Annotated in this window: 8 protein-coding genes; 5 read left to right on the forward strand and 3 right to left on the reverse strand. The window is 38.5% G+C overall.

What is annotated here, in order from left to right; genetic code table 11:
- Window positions 1–14: 14 nt before the first annotated feature.
- The 4 genes from AB3I42_RS13560 to AB3I42_RS13575 are packed head-to-tail and all read left to right on the forward strand — an operon-like array spanning window position 15 to window position 4,627.
- A complete protein-coding gene (locus AB3I42_RS13560) occupies window positions 15–1,016 on the forward strand; it encodes an aspartate-semialdehyde dehydrogenase (protein WP_131773357.1) in 1,002 nt (333 codons plus the stop codon).
- Window positions 1,013–2,362, forward strand: a complete 1,350-nt coding sequence (locus AB3I42_RS13565) for an aspartate kinase (protein WP_010720195.1) — start codon at window positions 1,013–1,015, stop codon at window positions 2,360–2,362. Before AB3I42_RS13560 ends, AB3I42_RS13565 begins: the two co-directional genes overlap by 4 nt.
- The gene (locus AB3I42_RS13570; protein ID WP_164907387.1) at window positions 2,322–3,431 is read left to right on the forward strand and encodes a M20 family metallopeptidase; all 1,110 of its coding nucleotides are present in this window, start codon (window positions 2,322–2,324) and stop codon (window positions 3,429–3,431) included. The genes AB3I42_RS13565 and AB3I42_RS13570 overlap by 41 nt, the downstream gene beginning before the upstream one ends.
- A gap of 29 nt (window positions 3,432–3,460) precedes the next feature.
- The gene (locus AB3I42_RS13575; RefSeq protein WP_181914288.1) at window positions 3,461–4,627 is read left to right on the forward strand and encodes a pyridoxal phosphate-dependent aminotransferase; all 1,167 of its coding nucleotides are present in this window, start codon (window positions 3,461–3,463) and stop codon (window positions 4,625–4,627) included.
- A gap of 163 nt (window positions 4,628–4,790) precedes the next feature.
- Here the strand turns inward: AB3I42_RS13575 and AB3I42_RS13580 are convergent, their stop codons facing one another.
- Both AB3I42_RS13580 and AB3I42_RS13585 read right to left on the reverse strand, forming a co-directional pair.
- The gene (locus AB3I42_RS13580; protein WP_010738536.1) at window positions 4,791–5,132 is read right to left on the reverse strand and encodes a type II toxin-antitoxin system PemK/MazF family toxin; all 342 of its coding nucleotides are present in this window, start codon (window positions 5,130–5,132) and stop codon (window positions 4,791–4,793) included.
- Window positions 5,132–5,362 carry a hypothetical protein gene (locus tag AB3I42_RS13585; protein WP_010738535.1) on the reverse strand — a complete coding sequence of 77 codons (231 nt, stop codon included), beginning with the start codon at window positions 5,360–5,362 and terminating at the stop codon, window positions 5,132–5,134. Before AB3I42_RS13585 ends, AB3I42_RS13580 begins: the two co-directional genes overlap by 1 nt.
- Before the next feature lie 459 nt (window positions 5,363–5,821).
- Here AB3I42_RS13585 and AB3I42_RS13590 point away from each other — a divergent pair, with 459 nt between their 5' ends.
- Window positions 5,822–7,201 carry an FAD-dependent oxidoreductase gene (locus tag AB3I42_RS13590; protein WP_010738534.1) on the forward strand — a complete coding sequence of 460 codons (1,380 nt, stop codon included), beginning with the start codon at window positions 5,822–5,824 and terminating at the stop codon, window positions 7,199–7,201.
- A 180-nt stretch (window positions 7,202–7,381) separates the two neighbouring features.
- Here AB3I42_RS13590 and AB3I42_RS13595 read toward each other — a convergent pair.
- The coding region (locus tag AB3I42_RS13595) for a helix-turn-helix domain-containing protein (protein WP_368022560.1) at window positions 7,382–7,805 on the reverse strand (424 nt) is incomplete at its 5' end.

Genomic DNA, 7,805 nt, shown 5'->3' on the forward strand with positions numbered 1-7,805 from the left:
AGAGGATGAAAAAGATGCGCAAAATAGATACCTGTATCGTTGGAGCAACTGGTTTAGTTGGTCAAACGATGTTGAACGTGTTAGCAGAATATGATTTTCCAGTAGGTCGTTTGAAATTATTAGCATCCAAGCGTTCAGCTGGAAAAGTCTGTGTGTTTAAGGGAAAAGAATACACAGTAGAAGAATTAACAAAGACATCATTTGACGGGTATGATTTAGCGCTTTTTTCAGCCGGAGCAGAAATTTCACTTGAATTTGCGCCACTTGCTAGAGAACATGGGTTGGTCGTCATTGATAATTCTTCTGCTTGGCGAGAAGATCCGTCGATTCCGTTGATCGTTCCAGAAGTCAATCTAGCAGATCATGAAATGAACCGATTGATTGCCAATCCAAACTGTTCCACGATCCAAGCCATTTTACCGTTAAAGGCATTGCAACAGACATTTGGTGTCAACCGCGTGAACTATTCCACCTATCAAGCGGTCTCTGGTTCGGGGCAACAAGGGCTAACTGATCTTCACGCCACTCAAAAAGGGCAGGAACCTTTGCTTTATCCGCATGATATCAGTCAAACAGTCATCCCCGAAATTGATGCACCGTTGGTTGATGGGTATACGAAAGAAGAACACAAAATGATGGCTGAAACAAGGAAGATCCTACATTTGCCTAACTTACCTGTCTCGGCTACTTGTGTACGTGTCCCCATCGAAGTTGGTCATGGTGTTTTAATCGCAGTCCAGTTGGCGCAGCCATTTTCACTTGCAGCAGTCCGTCAATGTTTGCAACATTTCCCGGGAATAACAGTCGTGGATGATTTGCCCAACCATAGTTACCCGACCAGTATCCTTGCTAAAGGAACAGATGAGGTATACGTCGGCAGACTCCGGCATGATCCTACATTGGAAAATGGGCTGTTGCTGTATACCGTAGCGGATAATATCCGTAAAGGCGCAGCTGCGAATGCTGTACAAATCGCCTCTGCATTGTTATCACCAATCAGGGAGGTGATCCAATGAAAGTCGCAAAATTTGGTGGCTCATCGATGGCTCATGAAGAACAATTCAAAAAGGTAAAATCTATTATTTTAGCTGCTCCTGAACGAAGTGTGATCGTTGTTTCCGCTTTAGGAAAACGAACAAAAGAAGATGACAAAGTCACGGATCTCTTGTATTTGATCCATGCCTATCTTCATCATGGAGTCGATTGGACACCTTTGTGGGAAAGGATCTGTGAACGATTCATTCAAGTGAGAGATGTCTTGTCGTTGACTTTTCCGATTGAAGATGAATTATTAGAGATCCAAAAAAAATTACAGCGAGAAAAAGTCTCGCAAGATTTTTTGGTCAGTCGGGGAGAATATCTCACTGCGAAGTTATTAGCTGAATATGTTGGTTATACGTTTATAGATGCGAAAGAACTGATTTTCTTTGATTATACGGGTGAGATCGATGAAGAACGGACGAAACAAGCAATAATAACTATTTATCAAGAAAAAGGCCCACTAGTAGTCCCAGGATTCTATGGTGCTAATCCAGTTGGAAAAGAAAAATTGATGGGGCGAGGTGGGAGCGACATCACTGGCGCAATCTTAGCCAAACTATTGAATGCCGACTGTTATGAGAATTGGACGGATGTTTCTGGGATTATGATGGCTGATCCACGAATCATTGACACGCCAAAAATCATCAAAGAAATTTCATTTAGAGAATTACGAGAGATGGCGTATATGGGGGCAAATGTTCTCCATGAATCAGCTATTTTCCCAGTACAAGAAGCAGGTATCCCGATTCAAATAAAAAATACGAACGATCCAGAGGCGCAAGGCACTAGAATTTCCAGCAAAGAAGTCGAAAAAGAAAATGGCTTAACAGGGATTGCTGGAAAAAAAGATTTTCTTTCGCTAACACTATTTAAACGACATATGTCTGATGAAATCGGGTTTATTTGGAAAGCAATGAGTGTCTTTGCGAATCATGGTATTTCGATCGAACACATTCCTTCGGGGATCGACAATATTGGAGTAGTCGTTTCAGCAGAAGCCATTGCAGATCAATTATTTTTGATTACCAAAGAGTTAAAAGAAAATTTGGGTGTCGAGGAAGTCGAAATTATCGAGAATCTGGCATTGATCTCAGTTGTTGGCGGACCACATAAAGAACTGATTGGACTTTCTGGCAAAGTCTTATCCATCTTAAATCAACTAGAGATTCGGACATCGATCTTATCCCAAGGGGCACAAGAATTAAACTTGATCATTGGGGTAAAAAATGAAGAATATGAAACAGTCGTTAAAGGGCTCTATGAAGGGATGGTGAATGTCGATGTTAGCAAAACATCGCATGGCGTTACATCAAATTCCTGAAATCGGCTTTCATGAATTTAAAACCAAAGCGTATTTGCATGAACAAATCAAGGATCTTGGGGGAGTCCTGCATGAGATCGGCGAGACTGGTTTATTGCTTTATTTTGATCATCAACAAAACGAAACGATTGCTTTTCGGACAGATATTGACGCCTTACCGATTCAAGAAGAAACAAATCTTCCCTTTGCTTCTACTCATGAAGGGATGATGCATGCGTGTGGTCACGATGGACATATGGCAATGTTATTAGGGTTAACGGAATATATCGCAGATCATAAAGAACAGTTAATGTACAACGTTGTTCTGATTTTTCAACCTTCGGAAGAAATATCTGGCGGAGCGGAAAGTGTTATTCAAACAGGTTTGTTAGAGTACTATCAAGTCCAAGCGATTTTCGGGTTTCATTTATGGCCAGGTCTTCCCAAAGGCGAGATCTATTCACGATCGGGCGCCTTTATGGCACAAAGTAGTGAGACAGATATCATTGTCAAAGGGAGATCTGCCCATATTGCCTCTAGTGAACAAGGGATCGACAGTATCCGAGGAGCCATTGGTTTTATGGATGAAGTATACGAGTTGGAACAATCTTTACCTAAAGAATGGCGACGTTTAATAAAGTTTGGACAGATCACTGGTGGTACGATTCGAAATGTTTTAGCAAATGAAGTAACTATTTCAGGCAGCATCCGTTCTTATGATCAGCAAATCCAAGATTCGATCAAAGCACAACTGGCTGATTTAGCAGAGAAATTTCAAAAAAATTCGCAGGTATCGATCCAATTCCGTTATAATGATGGATATCCAGCGGTCATCAATGATCCTCACATATATACAGCCTTGAAGCAATCAGAAAAATTACATGAGCTTGAACAACCGGTCTTGCAAGCAGAGGATTTCGGTGTTTATACCCAGAAGTATCCATGTGTTTTTTTCTTTCTCGGTGTCGGTGATACACCAGCACTTCATGATGCACGATTTGATTTTGATATGGCTGTGTTAGAAAAGGGTGTCGCTTGGTATCAAACGATCCTTCATACAAAAGGACTTTTGCTAAAAAAGGATCAGTGACAAAGAAGTGATAAAAAGGAGAAAACCACATGAATTTAACCAATCGTTTTAATCACAGGCTTGCAAAAATAGCAGTGTCACAAATCAGAAGTTTTGACCAACAAATTTCTGCTATCCCCGATGTCATCAAGTTAACCTTAGGAGAGCCTGATTTTCCAACACCCGAACATGTCAAACAGGCGGGGATCACTGCTATTGAAGAAAATTATTCCCATTATACGGGGATGAGGGGACTACCCGAAGTTTGTGAAGCTGCTTGTTTATTTCAAAAAGAACGTTATGGGTTGGTATACGATCCTCAAACTGAAGTACTAACGACAGTTGGTGCCACAGAAGCAATCGCTGCTTCTTTACTAGCGATTTTAGAAGAAGGCGACAAAGTATTGATTCCTGCGCCTGCTTATCCTGGCTATCAGCCGATAGTGGATCTTGCTGGAGCGGAATTGATCACGATCGATACGTCAGAAACAGGCTTTATTTGCCAACCAGAACAGTTAGAAGCAGCCTTTGCTATTTATGGCGACTCGATCAAAGCAATTATCTTGAACTATCCAAGCAATCCAACAGGAACACTGTTAACTTCAGAACAAATGGCAAAATTAGCTGAAGTCATCAAACAACGATCGGTCTTCGTGATCAGTGATGAAGTCTATGCAGAGTTGAATTATGTCGGAGACCATGTCTCGCCAGCGTCTTATATTCCGGAGCAAACAATTGTGATTAGCGGTTTATCCAAATCTCATGCGATGACCGGCTGGCGGATCGGCTTTATTTTTGCTCAAAAATATGTGATTGATGAAATCATCAAAGTCCATCAATATTTAGTCACTTCAGCCACTACGATGGCTCAAAAAGCTGCGGTTGAGGCACTTACTACCGGAATGTATGATGGGGAAAAAATGAAAGAACAGTATGCGAAGAGAAGAGATTATCTTTTAGGTCAATTAAGTGAGTTAGGGTTTGAAATCATACCACCTGATGGCGCCTTTTACCTGTTTTGTAAACTGCCAAAAGAAGTTACCTTGAATTCTTGGGAGTTTTGCTTACAGTTAGCAGAACAAGGCAGAGTCGCCTGTATCCCTGGTTCAGCTTTTGGACCAGAGGGTGAAGGCTATATTCGGATTTCTTATGCAAGTAGTTTGGCAGAACTTACGGAAGCTTGCCAACGGATTCGCCTTTTTTTAGCTGATATGTAATCAAAAAAAATGAAAAGCTACGTTCATTTTATTGAACGAAGTTTTTCATTTTTTGTTTACTTTGTTGATTGAAAGAGGAACATTTGTCATTTTTCTTTTTTAATGGTGTACATTTTTTAGTTTTATTTGGCATAACGAAAGATTATGATCCAATTTAAGGTGCTTAAAATATATACTGGATAATCTGATCAATTTTAGCCATATCTTGTAAAGGTAAATTTTCGACCTTTTTGAGTTTTCTTTCCTTGAAATCAAGTGATTTTAATTGAGAAATAAGTACTTGTCCCTTTGTATCTAAATCTTTGGGAAGCGAATAGCGTGTCGGTAGATTTTTTATAGTAGAAGTAATTGGACAGATTATTGCAAACATTGTTGTGCAATTAAATTCATAACGAGATACAACCAAGCCTGGTCTTCTCTTTTGAATTTCTTTGCCTGTGGATGGATCAAAATCGATCCAAACAATATCCCCTTTTTTAGGAATATAATTTCTAGCTTTAGGCACTATAAAATTTCTCTCCCTTCAGGAGTTAAGTCTTTCCATTCATCTTTTTCGTAATACTCAGCTTCTTGTCCAGCACTAAATGGATCTTCGATTTTAGGAACTAATGTGATTGTCCCATCTTCAGAGTAGACAACAATATATTCTTGATTTTCTGAAGGTTTTTTACCATTATCAGACGGTAGTGTAATTACTACAGAACTACCTTGTAATCTAGATTTTGTAATGAGCATATATACCACCTCTTTACTCTTATAATACTATACAACATTAAGTAACGCAAAGTTTTTCCTGTATTTATTTGTAAATGTTAAGTGTTCTGAAACGATCTTTTTTGTACAGTTATTATTTTTGGTATGTTTTTTTCTAATTTCATGGCTGAGGAGGTCTATAGTACCAGCTAACTTTATTAGTATGGAAAATGTTTTTTATATAAATTTTACAAGTTAAGTCAAGCGATATAATTGACAAATAATAGCATAATCGTTTTATTTTTCTGTATAGTTATTTCTTACTAAAAAGTATTGCCATCTAAAAAGAAAGTTGATAAACATTTAAGTCAAAAACTTAATAGAGAAAGTCTTATTTTTTCTGTCCAATATTTGGGCATTTCTTTTGATTTATAAAAAATCGAGTGTTATATTTGAATTGTTTAGAGTTATTCTAAATAATTGAACAAGGAGGTTTCATCAATGGAGAAAACAAAGGTTATTATTGTCGGCGCATCTCATGGCGGACATCAATCGATTTTAGAATTGCTATCTAGATATGGTGAAAATGTCGATATCACCTTATTTGAAGCAGGGGATTATGTTTCGTTCATGTCATGTGGCATGGAATTATATTTAGAGGACCAAGTGACAGATGTTAATGATGTACGAAATTTCAGACCAGAAAACTTTCCACAACCCAATGTTCACATTTTAAACAATCATGAAGTAAAAGCGATTCATGCAGACCAAAAGACAGTAACGGTGACTAGTATCTTAGATAAGAGTACCAAAGAGTATGAATATGATAAATTGATCTTAAGCTCAGGAGTAAAACCAAATTCATTGCCAGTACCAGGAACAGATTTAGAGAACGTTTATTTGATGCGTGGGTACGATTGGGCTACTAGAATCAAAGATAAATTAACTGATCCAGCGATCAAAAATGTAGCTGTTATCGGTGCAGGCTATATCGGGATCGAAGCCGCTGAAGCTTTTCAAAAAGCAGGGAAAGAAGTGACGTTATTAGACGTGATTGATCGACCATTAGGCACTTATTTAGATCCGGAAATGACGGATATTTTAACCGAACATTTAAAAGAAAAGGGTATCAAAGTCGTGACGGGTGCGAAAATCACTGCTTTCACTGGTGAGCAACAAGTCGCTGCGATTCAAACAGCAGATGAAGAAATCGCGACAGATCTTGTGATTCAAGCAGCTGGAGTCAAAGCGAATACGGAATGGCTAAAAGGAGTCGTAGATTTAGATGATCGTGGTTGGATCGTTACCGATGAATATTTGCAAACCAATTTACCTGATGTGTATGCAGTAGGGGATGCAACCCTTGCTTATTCGATACCTGCCCGCTCAAAAATGCCGATTGCACTAGCAACAGTGGCAAGAAGAGAAGCACGATATGTAGTCAAACATCTATTTGAGGATACACCAAGCCAACCATTTGGAGGCGTTGTAGGTTCTTCGGCATTAAGTGTTTTTGATTATCACTTTGCAGCTAGTGGTTTGAATAGTTTTACAGCAGAAAAAGCAGGCGTAGCCATTCGCACAGCTTATTATGAAGATACTATTCGTCCTAAATATGTACCTGAAGAATATGGGAACACGAAAGTTTCAATCCAATTATTCTTTGACCCAATGACACATCAAGTCCTTGGCGGAGCTGTTTTATCTACTTATGATGTGACTGCTCAAGGCAACGTACTAGCGCTAGCGATCCAACAAAAACTGACGATCGAAGATTTAGCAGAAGCTGACTTTTTTTTCCAACCTGGTTTTGATCGCCAATGGAATATGATCAATCTAGCCGCGCAACAAGCATTGGGAGAAGAACCATTTGTAGAATAAAATCAAACAATTAGAGACATTCGTTAGAAACGTGGTATTTTACGTAAAATATAAATGGACCGCCTGAAACATATCAATTGTTTCAGGCGGTTTTTGTTATTTTTTTTTGTTAATAACTTTTCGTCACTGTTTTACAGTTGGAATTAGAGAGTTGTACCATTCATGTTTCAACTACTCTTTTTACATCCGTTTTTTTCGGAAATAATCAGGTGTTTTTCCGGTTTCTTTTTGGAAAAGTTTGAAAATCGAAGGGACACTTTTATAGCCGATTTTTAAGGCAATCGTACTTAAACTATCGTTTGTTTCTAGCATGAGTCGCTTTGCTTCAGATAAGCGTTTTTGATCGATCAACTCTTGGAAACTACTACCGGTTTTATTTTTTAACAAGTTGCTTAAATATTTTTTGTTATAGCCAAAAGTTTCTCCTAATTGCTGTAAGGTGATTTCTGCATAGTGATCATTGATATAATCTAAGATTTGAATCAGCGGCTCATTACGAATCGTTTTTTTATTCGTGATAATCACTGGTGCTTGCGCGCTTTCTACCATCAGTGAAGAAAATAATAAATTCAGCAAAAGTTGCTTATGCACAGACTCTTTTTGA

The organism is Enterococcus sp. C53 (genome assembly GCF_040887425.1).
Taxonomy (GTDB): Bacteria; Bacillota; Bacilli; order Lactobacillales; family Enterococcaceae; genus Enterococcus_B; species Enterococcus_B hirae.

Coding starts and splice junctions, on each gene's coding strand:
- AB3I42_RS13560 (WP_131773357.1), top strand. CDS start 15: ATGCGCAAAATAGATACCTGTATCGTTGGAGCAACTGGTTTAGTTGGT.
- AB3I42_RS13565 (WP_010720195.1), top strand. CDS start 1,013: ATGAAAGTCGCAAAATTTGGTGGCTCATCGATGGCTCATGAAGAACAA.
- AB3I42_RS13570 (WP_164907387.1), top strand. CDS start 2,322: ATGTTAGCAAAACATCGCATGGCGTTACATCAAATTCCTGAAATCGGC.
- AB3I42_RS13575 (WP_181914288.1), top strand. CDS start 3,461: ATGAATTTAACCAATCGTTTTAATCACAGGCTTGCAAAAATAGCAGTG.
- AB3I42_RS13585 (WP_010738535.1), bottom strand. CDS start 5,362: ATGCTCATTACAAAATCTAGATTACAAGGTAGTTCTGTAGTAATTACA.
- AB3I42_RS13590 (WP_010738534.1), top strand. CDS start 5,822: ATGGAGAAAACAAAGGTTATTATTGTCGGCGCATCTCATGGCGGACAT.